The organism is Alistipes indistinctus YIT 12060 (assembly GCF_025144995.1).
In the GTDB taxonomy this organism is placed as follows: domain Bacteria; phylum Bacteroidota; class Bacteroidia; order Bacteroidales; family Rikenellaceae; genus Alistipes_A; species Alistipes_A indistinctus.
On the sequence record NZ_CP102250.1, the window covers coordinates 1,101,314 to 1,119,219 of the forward strand.

Here is a 17,906-nt window from a genome sequence, read left to right on the forward strand (position 1 = left end):
TACCGGGGCGGCGGGAACCGGGGAAATATGCTATATTTGTCAGGCACCATCTTTGCGCGAACCAAAGTAACCTAACCTTGACCGGATATGGAATTCGAGACCGTTCCCCGTTTTTTTGTCCTGCAATGGATCGAGAAGTACCTGTTTCAGTGGGGCTTCTCGGACGCCGCAGCCGACCTGATCACTTTTCTGGTAGCCTGCGGACTGGCCGTGCTGCTGCTCTGGCTGCTGAACTTCATCGGGACCTGGATACTGACCCATATCGTCGCACTGGCCGTACACCGCAGCCGCACGCTGTGGGACGATTTCCTGATGCGCCGCCATTTTTTCAACCGCATCATCAAGTGCCTCACCGGGGCTTTATTGCTCTTTTCGGCCCGAATCATCTTCGCAGGTTACAACCCGGCGGTCATCACCGGTATCGAAGTAACCGCGCGCGTCTTCATCACCGTTATGGGTGCACTGGCCTGCGGATCGTTCCTCGATGCGCTGAACGACGTCTATAACTCGAAACCGATCGCCAAGCAGAAATCGATCAAAGGGATCGTCCAAACGGCCAAACTGGTGATCTACATCATCGCAGGCATTATCGGCATCGCAATCCTGCTGCGCAAGGACCCGACCCAGCTGCTCGTCGGACTGGGTGCCTCGGCGGCCATCATGTCGCTCGTGTTCAAGGATACTATCCTGGGCTTCGTCGCATCGATCCAGATTTCGGCACAGGACATGATCCATCCCGGCGACTGGATCGAAATGCCGTCGAAAGGGGCCGACGGTGTCGTGACGGATATCAACGTAAGCAATGTAAAGGTGCGCAACTGGAACAATACGATCACCATGATCCCGATCTACTCGCTCGTCTCGGAAGCTTTCACCAACTGGCGCAGCATGGAAGAGAGCGCGGGCAGACAGTTCCGTCGACCGTTGTACTTCGACGTGACCAGCCTCGGCGAACTGACCCCGCAACAGGTAGAGGCCATCGAAAAACATCCGGCCGTCACGGCCGTTGCAATCAAGATGCAGCAAATTTTCAGGGAGACCAATACGGGACACGCCGTGCTGAATCTCGCCCTGTTCCGGTGCTATGCGCAAGCATACCTGAGCCAGCACCCGCAGATCGCCGCAGATCAGACGCTGATCGTACGCTACCTGCCTTTCGACGAAAACGGAATTAAACTCGAGCTGTACGGCTACTCTGCCGAAAAGCGATTCGCTTTCTACGAGGCGATCGTGGCGGATATAATCAACCACCTGTTCATCGCTGCGCCGGTCTTCGGGCTGAAATTCTACCAACGTCCGTCGGCATCGCAAAGCGCCGTACTGCTTGCCGGGACCGATGACACGGACAGGAACGATAGCCATGACACGCTCTTGTCCGGCAGTGCGCACTAAAAACAGGCAATCGGTATATATAAAAACATTCAAGGGGGCGCAACCGCACCCCCTCTCTTATTTACGATCCGACGAACGGGATCAGAACAGACAAACCAGTCTACACCGCTTTGGCATCATTCTCGGCGATGATACGCAGTGCACATTCAAGAATGCAGGAATCGTCGAGCGTTACCACGCCGCCGTCCGGTCCCTTCTCGATATGGATTCCGACGGGAGCGCCCGCCCCATCGAAATGCCTGCCTCCAAAATAATTCCTTACTTCATCCACACTCACTCCCACTTCCTCTGCAATGCGCTGCGAACTGCCACTGGGCAATTTGTCTTTGATCCTACGCAGCTCGTTGAATGTAATTACCATGATCCGTGAAGTTTTAGTTTATATTATGACCGCTCTGCGGTACCTTGTTGACTGTGTTTAAAAATACATGAAATAAAAATTAATTCAAAATATTTCACGATAAAAAACCGCTTCGGGACGAAATTCCGTGCCGTGTCGGACGATTTGTCAGGTGCAAATGTCATGCCTTCTGCCAAAGGCAGTCTCTCTGACAGTAAAACGGATGAAATGCCCCGTAATTGCCTCTTGGCACAAACATTGTTAAAAATTACGGCAAACTGAGCAACATACGATCAGATACGAGATAACACTAATATAGAGAAATAATAACTAATAAACCTGAGAAATATTATGGGAAAGATTATCGGAATTGACCTCGGAACCACGAACTCCTGCGTTGCCGTTATGGAAGGCAACGAGCCCGTTGTGATTCCCAACAGTGAAGGACACCGCACGACGCCGTCGATCGTGGCATTCGTGGACAATAACGAACGGAAAGTGGGCGATCCGGCCAAACGTCAGGCCATCACGAACCCCAAACGCACGATCACCTCGATCAAGCGTTTCATGGGCGAGACTTACGACCAGGTATCCAAGGAGATCGGCCGCGTAACCTATCCCGTCGTCAAAGGCGACAACAACACGCCCCGCGTAGAAATCGAAGGGCGCAAATACACGCCGCAGGAGATCTCGGCGATCATCCTGCAAAAGATGAAAAAAACCGCGGAGGACTACCTGGGCACCGAGGTGAGCGAAGCCGTCATCACGGTTCCGGCTTACTTCTCCGACTCGCAGCGCCAGGCTACCAAAGAGGCCGGCGAAATCGCGGGCCTGAAAGTACGCCGCATCATCAACGAGCCGACTGCCGCAGCACTGGCCTACGGCTTGGACAAAGCGCACAAGGACATGAAAATCGCCGTATACGACCTCGGTGGCGGTACGTTCGATATTTCGATCCTCGAACTGGGCGACGGCGTTTTCGAAGTGAAATCGACCAACGGCGATACCCACTTGGGCGGTGACGACTTCGACCACGTAATCATCGACTGGATGGCCGAAGAGTTCCAGAAACAGCACAACATCGACCTGCGCAAGGATCCGATGGCGATGCAGCGCCTGAAAGAGGCCGCAGAGAAGGCTAAGATCGAACTTTCGAGCGCCACCTCGACCGAGATCAACCTGCCGTATATCATGCCGGTGGACGGTATTCCGCAGCACTTGGTGATGACCCTTACCCGCTCGAAATTCGAACAACTGGCCGACAAGCTGATCCGCGACACCATCGAACCCTGTAAAAAGGCCCTCGCCGATGCAGGCCTCACGACCAGCGACATCAACGAGGTGATCCTCGTGGGCGGCTCGACCCGTATCCCGGCCATCCAGAAGGTAGTAGAGGATTTCTTCGGCAAAACTCCGTCAAAGGGCGTGAACCCGGACGAAGTGGTGGCCGTAGGCGCTGCGATCCAGGGCGGTGTGCTGACGGGGGAGGTAAAAGACGTGCTGCTGTTGGACGTCACCCCGCTGTCACTGGGTATCGAGACGATGGGCGGCGTGTTCACGCGCCTGATCGACTCCAACACGACGATCCCGACCCGCAAGAGCGAAGTTTTCTCGACCGCCTCGGACAACCAGCCGTCGGTAGAGATCCACATCCTGCAGGGTGAACGCCAGATGGCACGCGACAACAAAACGATCGGCCGTTTCCACCTCGACGGTATTCCCGCTGCACCGAGGGGTGTGCCCCAGATCGAAGTGACCTTCGATATCGATGCGAACGGCATCCTCAACGTATCGGCCAAGGATAAAGGTACGGGCAAGGAGCAGAAAATCCGCATCGAGGCTTCTTCGGGCCTGACCGAGCAGGAGATCCAGCGCATGCGCGACGAAGCGAAAGCCAACGAAGCGAAGGACAAAGAGGAGCGCGAGCGTGTCGACAAGGTAAATGCCGCCGACAGCATGATCTTCTCGACCGAGAAACAGCTCAAGGAGTACGGCGACAAACTGCCGTCGGACAAGAAGAGCGCGATCGAATCGGCTCTCGGGAAACTCAAAGAGGCCCACAAAGCCCAGAACCTCGCCGACATCGACAAGTACACCACCGAACTGAACAACGCTTGGCAGGCTGCTTCGCAGGACATTTACAATGCCCAGAATGCGGCGGGCAGCCAGGCCCAAGGTGCGGCCGACAGCGGAAACGCAGGTGCAGGTTCGGCAGGAAATGCCTCGGCAGGCAGCGGTTCGGCCAGCGGCGACAACGTAACCGACGTGGAATTCGAGGAGGTAAAATAACCCCGGACATACAACGACGACAAGAGGAACCTAAAAAGGTTCCTCTTTTTTATTGCTGGCCGGCCTGCGCAGTTATCCCGGAGCGATAAGCCGAGAGACACCGGAGACACTCATACACATCTCACGTACATACCTCACGGCCCTGCATATCGATCCGCAACGGGCGGCCCTGGAGTGTAACCTGCGCGAGCGAATCGTTCCCGAAATCGAAGGCATCCTCATACTGCAACGGAATCGCCACTTCGCCCGAATGGCGGATATAGCCGCAAAGACCGTCCTTGCGAACCAGCAGCAATTCCGACTCGCGCACATCGCCCATCCAGTCGTAAACCGGAGTGACCCGTTCGTCTCCGTTCCGGTCGTACAATCCGATCTTACCGTCGTAAGAGACACACGCGACTCCATGCCGGCAATCCCAGTCGATCGATTCATAAATGGGCGGCAATACTTCGCGCCCCTCTTTGTCGATCAGCCCGAACTGCCCGCCGACACAAACCACCGCGCGGCCCTCGAGGAAATCGTCGGCCCAATCGTACTGCAAAGGAATGGCGATCTCACCACTGCTGTGCAGATATCCCCATTTGGTTCCCTGCTGCACGCAGATCAATGCTTCCGCCATCGGCCCGGCCCAGTCATACGCCGAGAGATCGGTCGGACCCGGCACTGCGGGAATTTCAGTTTCGGCCGACAATGTTCCAACGGAGCCGACCGGTTCGGATGAAACACGAATCCGTTCCATTAACCTTGGCGGCAAGACAATCTCCGTGGGATCATCGGCCAAAGCCTCGAGTATCGCCGACAAATCCTCTCCCTGTGGCGGCGTATACCGGCTTTGCTGCAGCATTTGCGTAAGCTGCCGCATCGGGCCGCAACCCGGCTGGCGCGCCAGGTCGTCAAACAGGTGCAGCAGCGAGGAACGGAGCACCGGAGTACGGAAAACCGAATTGCCGTTGAGTGCGCGATAGGCCTCCGGCGATGCACTCAGCACGGTCAGTCCCAGCGCCAGGTTGGCCAATGCCACACGATCATCAGCCGCATGCTCCGCATAGTCGTCCATCTGCGGAACGCACATCGCTTCGTAATTGACAAGCCGGATCGCACCGCCGGGCATAACGATGATATTGGCGGGCTTCAACGCGCCATGCACGAGCGGTGTCCGCAACAACCAGGCTGCCATCCGGCAAAACTCCTTCCTCAGCGCCACAAGCGACGCCCTCTCCCCCCGGTCGCACACGCCTGCGAGAAAATCGCCGAGAAGCACCCCTTGCGGCCGCTCTGCCAGTACCATATCGACATAATGAAAGCGCTCCGACGCATCGAACAGCAGCATCTCCCCACCCCGGAACAAATATTCGGCGAGGTAAGGCGCACGCACCTGCTGCAGGTAAGCGGCCCGCTGCCGCGCCTGCACATTCCGGCGTTCATAATCTTTCAACGGAAATCGCAACTCATACGGGCGGCTGTTCCACCACACCCGGAAAACGGCAACCGCGCCGCCGCAGTGCAGGCTGTAATGCGGCTCCCCGTTTTCACTTTCAAGGTGAATCCCTTCCAGCGTTTTGAAGCGTCCCTCGGGATTGGCGAGGGTTTCGAGCAACTGATCGATTGAGGCTATCATAATTCCTAATCCATTAACGTGACTGAAACCGAACCGATATTCATCATGCCGATCAGGTCGGTCATCGACGCATTGTAACTGACGCCCCGGAACGTACCGGGCGCACAACCGCGCAACGCAGTGATATTTTCGTTATAGAGCGGGGGCATGACACTCGACATCCGGTACAGCAAACGGGCGTACCGCTGTTCCGGCAGTTCTTCTTCCGAAGCGGCGAAGACCACAGGGGTTTTGGTCAGGTCCGAAGAGATATGAATATTCATCAGCAGTGCATTGCCGTCGTCGGTACCCGTCCCGCGAATGCGCGCGGCGAGTTCGGACAACCCTTCCTCGTCGCTGTCCGACGCTTCGCCGTCGGTGATATTGAAAATCGCAGGCGGGTAACATTCGCGGTGATCCCGCACCGCACACCAGTCCCGGACCAGTTCGTACGCATGCAGCAGCGCGGCGTACATCGGTGTCTGTCCTTCGGCAAACGGCGCGATCCACTCCCGCTGTTCGACCACCGAAAAGAGCGTCCGCCCGTCGGGAAGCCGCCGCTCCCGTTGCACCTGCCGGCACGGAGTGTCGCGTTCATACAGTTCCGAAGGTTTGACGACCAAACGCTTTCCTTTGGACAGTAACGGCTCGACCCGCTCGCCGTGATACCCCAGCACCGCAATGTCGAAATAGTCGCGGTAACCCTCTTCGCGTCGGCTGCGATGCAGCAGCTCGCCGAGGAGCATATTAACGGTAGCGGCGACCGCCTCGGCTTTGGAAACCGTACGGCCGTACAGCGAGGTCGGCTCTTCCATCGAGCCGGACTGGTCGATCAAAATAACGAACAGCGCAGGGGATTTCCTGCTGATTCGGGCGGAATACATAACAGTGAGGGTAAAATTTTGATTTGTAAGTTACAAAATTTCCCCGAATCATTATTCCGTTTAGTCCGGAAATTCACAAGATTTAACTGAAAAACATACAACATTCGGACACAAAATACGCCTTACCCCCCGATTTTGCATCCGTCGCGGTCTATATAAAAATAATCTTCCTGCAACCGCACCTTGGCCCGGCCTTCACGAAAAGCTCCGGCAAAAGGATAAACGGGCGCCACCGATTCACGGCCGTCGGCATCGATAAAACCGTACAGCCCCTCGCGGCAAATCCGGGCACGCCCCTCGCGCAACGGCATCACCTCGGTGTATTCCGGGAAACGGCTCAGTATACGCCCGGTTACATCGATCGCCCGCCAGCATCCGCCGCCGCGTACCATGGCAATGCCTTCGGAGCAGGGCTGAGCCTCCTCCCAAAGCGGATACACAGTCCAGACGCCGCGATCGAGGTCGGCGTAACCGTACCGCCCGCCGTGACAGATCAACGCGCATGCCCGGTCACCATCTTCCACCACGTCGTACCCTGCCAGCAGTTCCAGTGCCCGGTCGCCGGTCAACGCCCGGAAAACGGCTCTGAGCCCCGCCACGGCCGGGACCGGAGCGTGCAACGCGCGCCACAAGGCCGCCAATTCGCCCTCCCCCGCATCAATCCAGTTCCGTCCCTGTTCCGCAAACAGTCCGGATGTACCGGCAGCCACTTCGGCGGCATTGAGGATCAGGTTCTCCCGATCGTTATACCGGTCATAAAGCCCGGGAGCGGCAGCAAGCGCATGCAGGCTGAGCGACAGGATCGCCAACGGATAGTCGTCGATATCCCGGTCGAAACAACGCTCGTCGCGCAGGGGATGCTGACAGGTCGGAGATCCGAGCACGACACTGCGTTCCCCGGCAAACTGCGGCAGGAACATGCCGTCCAGGTCGATCAGCCGCAGCTCTCCCGACGGCTCGACCAGAATGTTATCGGGTTTGATATCCCCGTGCGCATACGGTTGCTGCAACAGCCACAGGGCCATGCGGTCGAAACGTCCGGCCAGCAGGGAGAGCGCCTCCCGGTCCCCTGCCCCGCAAAGCCGGGCGACATGCCGTCCCAGCGTTTCGCCTTCGACCCACTCCGAAAGGACGGCCGGGAAATAGGCACCCCGCCCGTATTCATCGTATACGTAAAGTTCTTCCGGCAAATAACGGCACCGAACCAGATAGGGCACATCCAACGCTCCAACCGCGGCGCAAACCCGCCCGATCCGGCCACAGGGACGCGTATAACACTTCAGGGCATAATGGCCCATCCCTGTCATTCCCGAAAGAGCTTTTTCCTGAACCGGCAGTCCGACCTTGAATACCACGGAAAAATTCCCTGCGTGGAGCCGCAATTCACCATAAGGATTCCGCAACGGCACAACGTCCCGCAACGTACGGAACAGGCCCTGCGGATTGGCCAGGCTTTCGATGTATTGACCTACGGTGGGAAAACGCATGAAAAAAACTTGAATGACCTACTATACGGTAAACAAAAAAATATGGAACGCCGCCGGGACGTTTCATAAAGGTAATGAATTTGCCGGTTCCGGCAACTTTTTCTGCGATCACATGCCTGCTACAGAAATACCCTGCGTTCTGCACTCCGTAGTGCAGCGTGCTCTATATCCTGCACACCCTGCGCCGCATACCGTGAACCCGGTACAAGAACAGAAAAAACTACTCGTTCATGATCTTGTTCTGCAGGTTGATGCTCTCGAGGTGGATCGCTTCCATAATCGTCTTGAGGAATTCCGCACTCAAACCGAGCTGTGGAGCCTGGGCCATCGCTTTATCCAGGATACTGCTCCAGCGACCGCCCTGCAGTACCGCCACATTATTCTGTTTTTTGACGCGCCCGATCTGCTCGGAGACCCGCATCCGGTTGCTGAGCAACTCAAACAGTTCGGCGTCGATCTGGTCGATCTGACGGCGCAAACCGGCCAACGCATCATGGAACTCGGGCGTATCGGCCGTCGACTGCCTCCAGACGATACTACGCAACAGCGTTTCGAGATCCGACGGCGTCACCTGCTGCGAAGCGTCGCTCCAGGCCTTGGCCGGACAGATATGGCTTTCGAGAATCAGTCCGTCGTAGTAAAGGTCCGCACTTTTCTGAGCCACCTCCTGCAAGTAGGTACGGTTGCCGCAAATGTGCGACGGATCGCAGATCATCGGCAACTCCGGCATGCGGCTGCGCATCTCGATGGCAAGGTGCCACATCGGGTTGTTGCGGTAGAGCGAAGCCCCGTAAGCCGAAAACCCGCGGTGGATCAACCCGACGTTTTTGATACCCGCATTCCGGATACGCGTCACAGCGCCTACCCACAAGTCGAGATCGGGCGTCATCGGGTTCTTGACCAACACCGTGATATCGGTTCCCTTCAGCGCATCGGCAATCTCCTGAACACTGAACGGATTGCCCGTGCTACGCGCACCGATCCAGAGCATGTCGGCCCCGAATTCGAGCGCTGCCTCGACATGCTTGGCCGTAGCTACCTCCAGACCGAACGGCAGCCCCGTCTCCTTGCGCGCTTCGCTCATCCAGGCGAGCCCCTTAAGGCCCACGCCTTCGAACGATCCGGGTTTCGTACGCGGTTTCCAGATGCCGGCCCGAAGCACGTCCACCATGCCGGTAGCGGCGATTTGCTTACAAGTTTCTATGGTTTGTTCCTCGGTTTCCGCACTGCACGGCCCCGATATGATCAGCGGCCGTTTTGCCTTTAAATCAAATGTTTTCATCGTCTCTGTTTTATCTCTGTCCTAATTGTTCCCTGAAAGTTTTTCCGCCGCTCTACGCAACCCCGTTCACCAGACCGGAGTCCCGTCCGCCGTGGCTTATCCGTTTATCTCAGCCATTTACCGCAACCGGGTTTGCGTATCCGGCCAGCGCCCCACGAAGTGGTTACGGCAATATCCGTTTGATCGAATTGGCACGCACCATCAGGCTGCGCAATCCTTCGACATCGTCCTTCTCGATCATGCGGCGGAAAATCTGCAACTGGTGGATATGCTCCCGCAACACGTCGAGGATATTGTATTTGTTTTGCATGAAAATCGGAATCCATGTCGCAGGCGAACTCTTGGCCAGACGCACCGTGCTTTCGAAACCGCCGCCCGCCAAATCGAAAATATGCTCTTCCTCGCGCTCCTTCTCCAAAACGGTCAGCGCCAACGCGAACGATGTGATGTGCGAGATATGGCTCACATAAGCGGTATGCGTATCCTGTTCCTCGGCGCTCATGTATTTAACCGGCATCCCAATCTCGGCATAGATGCGTTCGACCGATTCTAATGCATCGGGATCGCTCGCCTCGCGGTCGCAAATCACGACCGTGCGACCGGCAAAAGCCCCGTGCACGGCCGCCTCGGGACCGCTGAACTCGGTACCCCACATCGGGTGCGTCGCCACAAAGCGGCCCCGGCGCGGGTGTTGTGCGATCACCTCACAAAGCTCCTGCTTGGTCGATCCCATATCGATCACCACCTGGCTATCGTCCACCAAATTCAGCACTTTGACCGCCAGCAGCGGGATCGAACTGACCGGAGTGGCCAATACGATCAGGTCCGCCCCGGCCACTGCCGCGGGTAACTCTTCGAAACGGTCGACCAATCCGAGTTCCAACGCCTTGTTGCGGTTCGGTTCCGAATTATCCACGCCGACCACTTCGGCTGCGAGCCCCTTCTCTTTGAGTGTAAGTGCGAACGATCCGCCAATCAGCCCTACGCCGACCACGGCGATCTTCATCTGTTTATCCATTTTTCCCTTTTCCATCGTCTGCCAGAGGTTCTGCACCTCCATTACAACCTAACTCCAAGCTGAACTCTTACATTTTCTCCCGAATGCGCTGTTTGGCCCGTTCGAGCACTTCGACCGGCGAACAGAGGCTGATGCGGATATAATTGTTACCCTCCGAACCGAAGATGCCTCCCGGGGTGATAAAAACGCCGCAACCGTAGAGCAACTTGTCCGAAAACTCGAAACAATCGCCCGCGCCTTCGGGCAGGCGTCCCCAGACGAACAATCCCGACTGGGGCTTGGCATAGCTACAACCGATCAGATCGAGCAGTTCGAAACCTTTCACCTCGCGTTCGCGGTAAACCGCGTTCAGCGAACGGTACCACTCCTCGTCCAGGTCGAGCGCCTCGGCCGCCGCAGCCTGCATCGGATAAAACATGCCCGAATCCATATTGCTTTTGAAACGGATCACTTCGTCTATCCGCTCAGGAGCCCCGGCCAGCATCCCGATTCGCCAGCCGGCCATGCTGTGGCTCTTGCTCAGCGAATTGAGCTCTAGGGCCACCTCTTTCGCACCGTCCGTCGCCAACAGGCTTTCCGGATGCTCGTTACGGATAAAGCTGTACGGATTGTCATGCAGCAACAGGATATTATGCTTACGGGCAAAAGCGACCAGGTCGCGGAACAATCCTTCACGCGGTGCGGCACCGGTAGGCATGTGCGGAAAATTCACGATCATGATCTTCACGCCGTCGAGCCCGCCGCATTCGATCTCAGCGAAATCGGGCATCCAGCCGTTCTGCTCGCGAAGCAGGTAATCGACACAAACGCCTCCCGAAATCGTTGCGGCGGAGCGATAGGTCGGATAACCGGGATTGGGGATCAGCACCTTATCGCCGGGGTTCAGGTAAGTCATACAAACATGCATGATACCCTCTTTCGAACCGATTAGCGGCAGGACTTCGGTCACCGGATCGAGCGTCACGCCGTAAAAGCGGTTGTACCACCGGGCAAAGGCCTCGCGCAGGATTGCCGTGCCTTTGTACGGCTGGTAAGCGTGCGTCCCGGGCTTGGCGGATTCGGCCGCCAGCCGTGCGATCACCTTCGGATGCGGAGGTTGGTCGGGACCGCCCACGCCGAGGCTGATAATATCCTGTCCCGCTGCGCGCATCTGGTCGATCTCCCGTAATTTTTTCGAAAAATAATATTCGCCTACCCCTGAAAGGCGTCCGGCTAACGCTATCTGTATCGGTTTGTTTTCCATGATCGGAACTTTTATTCGCTTTCGTATCTCTTTATTAATGCTAATCATTCAGGCACCGCATGCGTATCCATGCATCTGCCCGGCAACGCCCGTCCCGGGATCAGGAGTGTGTCGAAATTCCCCTTTTATACACACCGTAAACATGCAACTGCTGTGAATTACGCTCCATATCGGCCAACACCCGGTCGTACTCCTCCATACTGTCGAACTCCATATCGATATGGAACATGTAATGCCAAGGTTCGCTGGGAATCGGCGACGACTGCAGCTTGGTCATGTTGATCGTACTGTTTTCGATCGCGCGCAGCACACGCATCAACGAACCGTGCTCGTGATCGGTCTTGAAACAGAGCGAAGCTTTGTCGGCCCTGGACGGAAGCGGCTGGCCCGCAGGACGCAGCAGCAAAAAACGGGTGTAGTTGTTCTTGATCGAATGAATGTCGGGCACAACGATTTCGAGCCCGAACAACTCTGCGGCCAGATCGCCTGCGATGGCAGCCGCATTGCGTAATTTATGCTCGGCGATATGCCTGGCGCTAAGGGCCGTATCTTCGGTTTCGACCAGTTTCCAGCGGTGTGCGTCGAGGAAATCGACGCATTGCAACAGCGCCATCGGGTGCGACTGGACCTCTACGATATCCCCCAACTCCACGCCGGGGAGTACCATCAGGTTCTGGCGGATATGCAGGTAATATTCGCCCACGATCTGCACGCGGGCGTTATGCAGGATACCCAGGTTCGGCAGGATGGTGCCGGCGATCGAGTTCTCGACGGCCATCACGCCGTAATCGGCCTCACCGGTCTCGACCTGGCGCGCCACTTCGCGAAACGTCGCGCAGGGATGGATCGCGATATCCGTTCCGAGGCAGCGGTGCGCCACAATGTGGTGGAAAGATCCTTCGTACCCCTGTATAGCGACTTTAAGTTGTCCTTTCATCTTGTTTTTCCCTTTGTCATCGGTCGGTCCTCCGCCCGGGCCGTACCCCACAAAAAATCCCGGCCTTGGGTAAGGACCGGGATCGATATAGTTTCATCAAATGATTCGTTCGCTATTAACAATGCAATCCCAGTCCGCTTTTGGTAAAGTAGAAATAAAAATAATAACCAAAAAAAGGCGAATACTGGCCCATCGTTAATTCGTTACATGGTTTTCAACTGCGCAAATGTACATAAAAATGGATAAAAACAATCTTTTTTCTAAAAAAATTACATCCGTAGACCTCGAAGCTACTCCCCGTCCGGTCCATCCGCGTCATAATCCTCCAGTTGGGCCGGAAGCGATTTGGAAGCCTTCACCTGCAATTCGCGCAGTCTCTCGGCACGTCGTATCAGGTTTCCGCGCCCGGTTTTGAGTTGGTTCATCGCCTGTTCATACTTGCCCGTAGCCGCACCGAGGCTGCGGCCCAGATCGAGCAGCGTTTCCGAGAAGCCGACGAACTTGTCGTACAGGTTAGCCCCTTCAGTGGCAATCGCCAGCGCATTTTTGCTCTGCCCGTCACGTTTCCACAGGTCGTCCACGATCTTCAGCAGTGCGAACAGGTTCGTCGGGCTGCTGATAATCACCTTACGGTTGTAGGCATCGCTCCACAGCGCGCTGTCCTGCTGCATCGCCAGCAGGAAGGCAGGTTCGTTGGGAATGAACATGATGACAAAATCGGGCGACACGCTTTTATTTTGGCCGTTGAGCAGTGTCTGGTACGATTTGCCCGCCAATTCGGCAATGTGGCTGCGCACCGAACGGACATGCTCCTTCACCGCACGCTGCTGCGCTTCGGGTGCATCGGTTTCGCTGTAAGTCACATAAGCCGTCAGCGACACTTTCGAATCGATAACGATCTGCTTGCCCTCGGGCAGGTTCAGAATCACGTCGGGCCGTAAATTGGCTCCGGTCTCATTATCCTTGATATTCTCCTGGGTCTGATAATGCACCCCTTTGATCAGGTTCGAACTGTCGAGGATCGTCTCGAGTATCATTTCGCCCCAGTCGCCCTGCACTTTCGAATTACCTTTGAGCGCGGCGGTCAGGTTATTGGCCTCCTGGCTCATGCGCAGGTTCATCTCGTTGAGGTGCCGGATCTCCTCTTTGAGCGAAAAGCGCTGCTGCGCCTCTTTTTCGTACACCTCCTCGACTTTTTTGCGGAACCCCTCTATATTGTCGCGGAACGGCTTAAGCAACAGCTCCAGCGATTCGCGGTTCGTCTGCTTGAACTGGTTACTCTTCTCCTCGAGTATCTCGGCGGCGAGATTCTTGAACTCCACGCGCTGCCGCTCCTGCAGGGCCGTCAACTCCTCTTTCTGGCGTGCAAGCGCCTCGTCGCGCGCCGCGAGTTTCTCCGCCAGGGTAGCCTGGCGTACCGCCGCTTCGGTCAGTTGCACCGCCTGCCCGGAGAGCTGGTCACGCAACGTCCCGACCTGCTCTTCACGCTGAGCCGCCTCCTGCCGCAATGTTTCGCGTTCGAGAGAGAACCGCCGCAAAACCGGACGGTAAGCCAACACCGCCCCGGCCGCCCCTACGAGCAACCCTATCAATACCCACAATACCGTCATATGATCTCTGTTGAATCGGCAGCCCAATTGCCCATACCTTTTACAAAAATAGTGAATTTTGCCGATTTTTGATGTACCTTTGCCGATACCCTGAATTATATGGATAAAACCCCGCAGCGCCGGACGTTGCGGTACAAATGTTAGGCAATATGTCAAGAATCATATCACCTTCGGTCCTGTCGGCCGATTTTCTCCACCTGGGCCGCGACACCGAAATGCTCAACCGCAGCGAAGCGGAATGGATCCACATCGACGTGATGGACGGCGTGTTCGTCCCGAACCTTTCGTTCGGATTTCCCGTGCTCTCGGCCATCCGCAAGGTCACCACGAAAGTGCTCGACACGCACCTGATGATCGTTGAACCGGAACGCTACATCGAACGCTTTGCAAAAGCGGGCGCCGACATCATCACGATCCACATCGAAGCGACCGAAGACCTTCCGGCAGCCATCCGCACGATCAAGACCTGCGGCGTGAAAGCCGGCGTCTCGATCAAGCCGAAAACGCCTGTTTCAGCCATCGTGCCCTACCTAGACGATCTCGACCTGGTGCTCATCATGAGCGTCGAACCCGGTTTCGGCGGTCAGTCGTTCATCGAAGGTTCGACCGAGAAGGTGGCCGAGCTACGCCGTGAAATCGACCGTTGCGGTTCCGATACCGTGATCGAAATAGACGGCGGCATCACGCTTGGAAATGCAGGGGAGCAGTTCACCGCCGGATGCGACGTACTGGTGGCCGGCAATACGATTTTCGGCTCGGACGATCCGACACGAACCATCCACGACCTGCTGCGGGCCTGAAACAGGAATTTCCATCGGGGCGGGATTGCCATCGGAAAGGCCGGATCAATACGTAACGCCCGACCGGGCTCCGCCCCTCATGTTGTACCCCATAACCACGCTATATATCCATGATTTCAGTAGACAACCTCACCGTCAGCTTCGGCGGCTGGGATCTGTTCAAAGACATATCGTTCCTGATCAATCCGAAAGACCGTATCGGCCTGGTCGGCAAAAACGGCGCGGGCAAATCGACGATGCTCAAGGTGCTCACCGGCGAACAGCCGCCCTCTTCGGGAGGCGTCTCGCGTAACGGTGACTGCACGATCGGTTACCTGCCCCAGCAGATGAAAGTGGCCGACACGACCACGCTGTACGCCGAAACCGAAGCGGCTTTCGGCGAGGTGATCGACCTCGAAAAGGAGATCGCCCACCTGACCGAGCAGATTACCGTACGTACCGACTACGAGAGCAAGGAGTACGAGACACTGCTGCACCGGCTCAACGACTGCAACGACCGCTTCCAGATTCTCGGCGGCCTGAACCGCGAAGCCGAAATCGAGAAGACGCTGCTCGGGCTGGGTTTCAAACGCAGTGATTTCACACGTGCGACAAGCGAATTCAGCGGCGGCTGGCGCATGCGCATCGAGTTGGCGAAACTGCTGCTGCGCCGTCCGTCGCTCTTCCTGCTCGACGAGCCGACCAACCATCTCGACATCGAAAGTATCGAATGGCTCGAAAGCTACCTCAAAGAGTATAACGGCGCGGTGGTACTGATCTCGCACGACCGCGCGTTCCTCGACAACGTCACCACGCGCACGATCGAAATTTCGCTCGGCAAGGCCACCGACTACAAAGTGCCTTACAGCCGCTATGTGGAACTGCGCAACGAACGCCGCCAGCAGCAGATGGCCGCCTACCTCAACCAGCAGAAGATGATCGAGCAGACCGAAGATTTCATCGAGCGCTTCCGCTATAAGCCGACCAAATCGAACCAGGTGCAGTCGCGCATCAAGCAACTCGAGAAGATCGAGCGCATCGAGATCGAAGAGGAAGACCTCGCCACGCTGAACATCAAATTTCCGCCCGCTCCGCGCTCGGGACAGGTGGTCGTCGAGGCGAAAGAGGCCGGCAAGAGTTTCGGGGAAAAGCACGTCTTTTCGGATGCGACCTTCACCATCGAAAGGGGAGAAAAAGTGGCGCTCGTCGGCCGCAACGGGGAAGGCAAGACGACCTTCGCCCGGCTCGTGATCGGCGAGAGCGAACCCTCGCGCGGAGTGGTACGCGTCGGACACAACGTACATATCGGCTACTATGCGCAGAACCAGGACGACCTGATGAACGGCGACTTCACAGTTTTCGACACGCTGGACCGCGTCGCGGTAGGCGACGTACGGACAAAATTGCGCGACATTCTCGGGGCATTCCTGTTCCGCGGCGAAGACATCGACAAGAAGGTGAAGGTGCTTTCGGGCGGCGAGCGGGCCCGGCTAGCGATGGCACGGCTGATGCTCGAGCCCTACAACCTGCTGGTACTCGACGAGCCAACCAACCACATGGACATGCGCTCGAAGGACATCCTCAAAAACGCCCTGCAGAAATACAACGGCACGGTGATCGTCGTTTCGCACGACCGCGAGTTCCTCGACGGACTGGTCGATAAGGTCTACGAGTTCCGCGACGGCCGGGTAAAAGAGCATCTGGGCGGCATCTACGACTTCCTGCGCGACCGCCAGCTGGAATCGATGCGCGAACTCGACCGGGCCAATTCGTCCGCTGCGGTAGCCGCCCAGAGTTCCGGACCGGGAACGAATCCGGTTCCTGGCAACAGAAGCAAAGGTACTGCGGGCAAGTCCCCCGCGAACGGAGCAACCTCACCGGCGAAACCTGCCCTGTCGGGCAAAGAGCTTTACACGCTCAAACGCGAAGCGGACAAACAACTGCGCAAAGCCGAACGCGACGTGGAGCAAGCCGAAGAACAGATCATGGCGCTCGAAAAACAGATCGCCGGGATGGACAAACAGATGGCAGACCCCGCTGCCCACGGTATCGACCTGAGCGACGGCACCCTTTACGCCCAGTACAACGAACTGAAAGACCAACTTTCCAAACTGACCTACCGCTGGGAAGAGCTGAACATCGAATTGGAAAACGCACAGGAAGCGGTGGCCGAGTTCCAATAAACCGGCGGCAAAACGACTATACACGCCAAAACAGCACAAGAGGCGCTTTTACAACATTACCGCGCAAACGCGAAAGGCAGGCCGCATATACCGAACGGAGTCCCGCCGCACTGACATAACAAATACGATGGAAAAGAAAAACATCCTGTTCGGACTGCGCCCGATCATCGAAGCGATCGAAGCGGGCCGCGAGTTCGAAAAAATTTACCTGAAAAAGGGAGCGGACGGCGTACTGCTCAACGAACTGGCCGAGCTGTGCAAAGAGAAGCACATCCGCGTGCAATGGGTGCCGGTCGAAAAGCTGAACCACCTTACGCGAAGCAACCACCAGGGCGCCGTGGGCGTCACCTCGGCCATCGAATATGTCGATGTGCATGAAATGCTCGCCGAAATCCCCGAAGGAGAGACACCACTGCTGGTCATTTTCGACGGGGTGACCGATGTGCGCAATTTCGGTGCCATCGCCCGCAGCGCCGAATGCGCCGGAGTGCACGGGCTGATCATGCCGGTCAAAAACTCCGCACCGGTCAATGCCAACTCGATGAAAACCTCGGCAGGTGCCCTGAGTATCATCCCGGTAAGCCGCGTAGGCAGCATCCGCAACACGATCAGAATCCTGCAAAATGCCGGGTTACAGATCGTAGCGGCCTCGGAAAAGAGCGAGCTTCCGCTTTACAAAGCCGACCTGAACAAACCCACTGCACTGGTGCTGGGCAGCGAAGACACGGGTATTTCGAAAGAGGTGCTCAAAATGTGCGACGTCCAGCTGGCCATTCCGCTGAAGGGAACCATCGAGTCGCTCAATGTCGGAGCCGCCGCCGCTGTCATGCTGTTCGAAGCGGTGCGCCAGCGGAGCCTTTAAACA

The 17,906-nt window shown here is 56.8% G+C and carries 14 protein-coding genes; 5 read left to right on the forward strand and 9 right to left on the reverse strand.

Features of this window, described 5'->3' with window-relative positions; all coding sequences use genetic code 11:
- The first annotated feature begins 87 nt into the window (after positions 1–87).
- A complete protein-coding gene (locus NQ495_RS04775) occupies positions 88–1,392 on the forward strand; it encodes a mechanosensitive ion channel family protein (protein WP_009134093.1) in 1,305 nt (434 codons plus the stop codon).
- 100 nt (positions 1,393–1,492) lie between these two features.
- Here the strand turns inward: NQ495_RS04775 and NQ495_RS04780 are convergent, their stop codons facing one another.
- Positions 1,493–1,753: a hypothetical protein gene (locus NQ495_RS04780; protein ID WP_009134092.1), complete on the reverse strand. Its 261-nt coding sequence runs from the start codon at positions 1,751–1,753 to the stop codon at positions 1,493–1,495.
- Between the two features lie 330 nt (positions 1,754–2,083).
- On the opposite strand from NQ495_RS04780, the gene dnaK reads away from it, so the two are divergent.
- Positions 2,084–4,021 carry a molecular chaperone DnaK gene (gene dnaK / locus NQ495_RS04785; RefSeq protein WP_009134091.1) on the forward strand — a complete coding sequence of 646 codons (1,938 nt, stop codon included), beginning with the start codon at positions 2,084–2,086 and terminating at the stop codon, positions 4,019–4,021.
- Between the two features lie 121 nt (positions 4,022–4,142).
- Here the strand turns inward: dnaK and NQ495_RS04790 are convergent, their stop codons facing one another.
- From NQ495_RS04790 to rmuC, 8 genes are all read right to left on the reverse strand, one after another.
- On the reverse strand, positions 4,143–5,639 hold the full coding sequence (locus NQ495_RS04790; protein WP_009134090.1) for a WG repeat-containing protein: 1,497 nt from the start codon (positions 5,637–5,639) through the stop codon (positions 4,143–4,145).
- A gap of 5 nt (positions 5,640–5,644) precedes the next feature.
- Positions 5,645–6,502 (reverse strand): vWA domain-containing protein, encoded by an 858-nt coding sequence (locus NQ495_RS04795; RefSeq protein WP_009134089.1) that lies wholly within the window; start codon positions 6,500–6,502, stop codon positions 5,645–5,647.
- A gap of 122 nt (positions 6,503–6,624) precedes the next feature.
- A complete protein-coding gene (locus tag NQ495_RS04800; protein ID WP_009134088.1) occupies positions 6,625–7,989 on the reverse strand; it encodes a WG repeat-containing protein in 1,365 nt (454 codons plus the stop codon).
- Between the two features lie 220 nt (positions 7,990–8,209).
- The gene (locus tag NQ495_RS04805; RefSeq protein WP_009134087.1) at positions 8,210–9,271 is read right to left on the reverse strand and encodes a chorismate mutase; all 1,062 of its coding nucleotides are present in this window, start codon (positions 9,269–9,271) and stop codon (positions 8,210–8,212) included.
- A gap of 163 nt (positions 9,272–9,434) precedes the next feature.
- Positions 9,435–10,277: a prephenate dehydrogenase gene (locus NQ495_RS04810; protein WP_040294510.1), complete on the reverse strand. Its 843-nt coding sequence runs from the start codon at positions 10,275–10,277 to the stop codon at positions 9,435–9,437.
- 79 nt (positions 10,278–10,356) lie between these two features.
- Positions 10,357–11,532, reverse strand: a complete 1,176-nt coding sequence (locus NQ495_RS04815) for a pyridoxal phosphate-dependent aminotransferase (RefSeq protein ID WP_009134085.1) — start codon at positions 11,530–11,532, stop codon at positions 10,357–10,359.
- A 100-nt stretch (positions 11,533–11,632) separates the two neighbouring features.
- The gene (locus NQ495_RS04820) at positions 11,633–12,469 is read right to left on the reverse strand and encodes a prephenate dehydratase (RefSeq protein WP_009134084.1); all 837 of its coding nucleotides are present in this window, start codon (positions 12,467–12,469) and stop codon (positions 11,633–11,635) included.
- 290 nt (positions 12,470–12,759) lie between these two features.
- Positions 12,760–14,079, reverse strand: a complete 1,320-nt coding sequence (gene rmuC / locus NQ495_RS04825) for a DNA recombination protein RmuC (RefSeq protein ID WP_009134083.1) — start codon at positions 14,077–14,079, stop codon at positions 12,760–12,762.
- A 149-nt stretch (positions 14,080–14,228) separates the two neighbouring features.
- Here rmuC and rpe point away from each other — a divergent pair, with 149 nt between their 5' ends.
- From rpe to rlmB, 3 genes are all read left to right on the forward strand, one after another.
- Positions 14,229–14,879: a ribulose-phosphate 3-epimerase gene (gene rpe / locus NQ495_RS04830; RefSeq protein ID WP_009134082.1), complete on the forward strand. Its 651-nt coding sequence runs from the start codon at positions 14,229–14,231 to the stop codon at positions 14,877–14,879.
- A gap of 110 nt (positions 14,880–14,989) precedes the next feature.
- Positions 14,990–17,041, forward strand: coding sequence for a ribosomal protection-like ABC-F family protein (abc-f, locus tag NQ495_RS04835; protein WP_009134081.1), 2,052 nt, complete (start codon positions 14,990–14,992; stop codon positions 17,039–17,041).
- A 127-nt stretch (positions 17,042–17,168) separates the two neighbouring features.
- The gene (rlmB, locus tag NQ495_RS04840; RefSeq protein ID WP_009134080.1) at positions 17,169–17,903 is read left to right on the forward strand and encodes a 23S rRNA (guanosine(2251)-2'-O)-methyltransferase RlmB; all 735 of its coding nucleotides are present in this window, start codon (positions 17,169–17,171) and stop codon (positions 17,901–17,903) included.
- Positions 17,904–17,906 lie beyond the last annotated feature (3 nt).

Bases quoted from the DNA above. Each gene is read 5' to 3' on its own strand.
- NQ495_RS04815 (WP_009134085.1), bottom strand. From the start codon at position 11,532: ATGGAAAACAAACCGATACAGATAGCGTTAGCCGGACGCCTTTCAGGG.
- NQ495_RS04795 (WP_009134089.1), bottom strand. From the start codon at position 6,502: ATGTATTCCGCCCGAATCAGCAGGAAATCCCCTGCGCTGTTCGTTATT.
- rmuC (WP_009134083.1), bottom strand. From the start codon at position 14,079: ATGACGGTATTGTGGGTATTGATAGGGTTGCTCGTAGGGGCGGCCGGG.
- rlmB (WP_009134080.1), top strand. From the start codon at position 17,169: ATGGAAAAGAAAAACATCCTGTTCGGACTGCGCCCGATCATCGAAGCG.
- dnaK (WP_009134091.1), top strand. From the start codon at position 2,084: ATGGGAAAGATTATCGGAATTGACCTCGGAACCACGAACTCCTGCGTT.
- rpe (WP_009134082.1), top strand. From the start codon at position 14,229: ATGTCAAGAATCATATCACCTTCGGTCCTGTCGGCCGATTTTCTCCAC.
- NQ495_RS04810 (WP_040294510.1), bottom strand. From the start codon at position 10,277: ATGAAGATCGCCGTGGTCGGCGTAGGGCTGATTGGCGGATCGTTCGCA.
- NQ495_RS04790 (WP_009134090.1), bottom strand. From the start codon at position 5,639: ATGATAGCCTCAATCGATCAGTTGCTCGAAACCCTCGCCAATCCCGAG.
- NQ495_RS04775 (WP_009134093.1), top strand. From the start codon at position 88: ATGGAATTCGAGACCGTTCCCCGTTTTTTTGTCCTGCAATGGATCGAG.
- NQ495_RS04820 (WP_009134084.1), bottom strand. From the start codon at position 12,469: ATGAAAGGACAACTTAAAGTCGCTATACAGGGGTACGAAGGATCTTTC.
- NQ495_RS04780 (WP_009134092.1), bottom strand. From the start codon at position 1,753: ATGGTAATTACATTCAACGAGCTGCGTAGGATCAAAGACAAATTGCCC.
- NQ495_RS04805 (WP_009134087.1), bottom strand. From the start codon at position 9,271: ATGAAAACATTTGATTTAAAGGCAAAACGGCCGCTGATCATATCGGGG.
- NQ495_RS04800 (WP_009134088.1), bottom strand. From the start codon at position 7,989: ATGCGTTTTCCCACCGTAGGTCAATACATCGAAAGCCTGGCCAATCCG.
- abc-f (WP_009134081.1), top strand. From the start codon at position 14,990: ATGATTTCAGTAGACAACCTCACCGTCAGCTTCGGCGGCTGGGATCTG.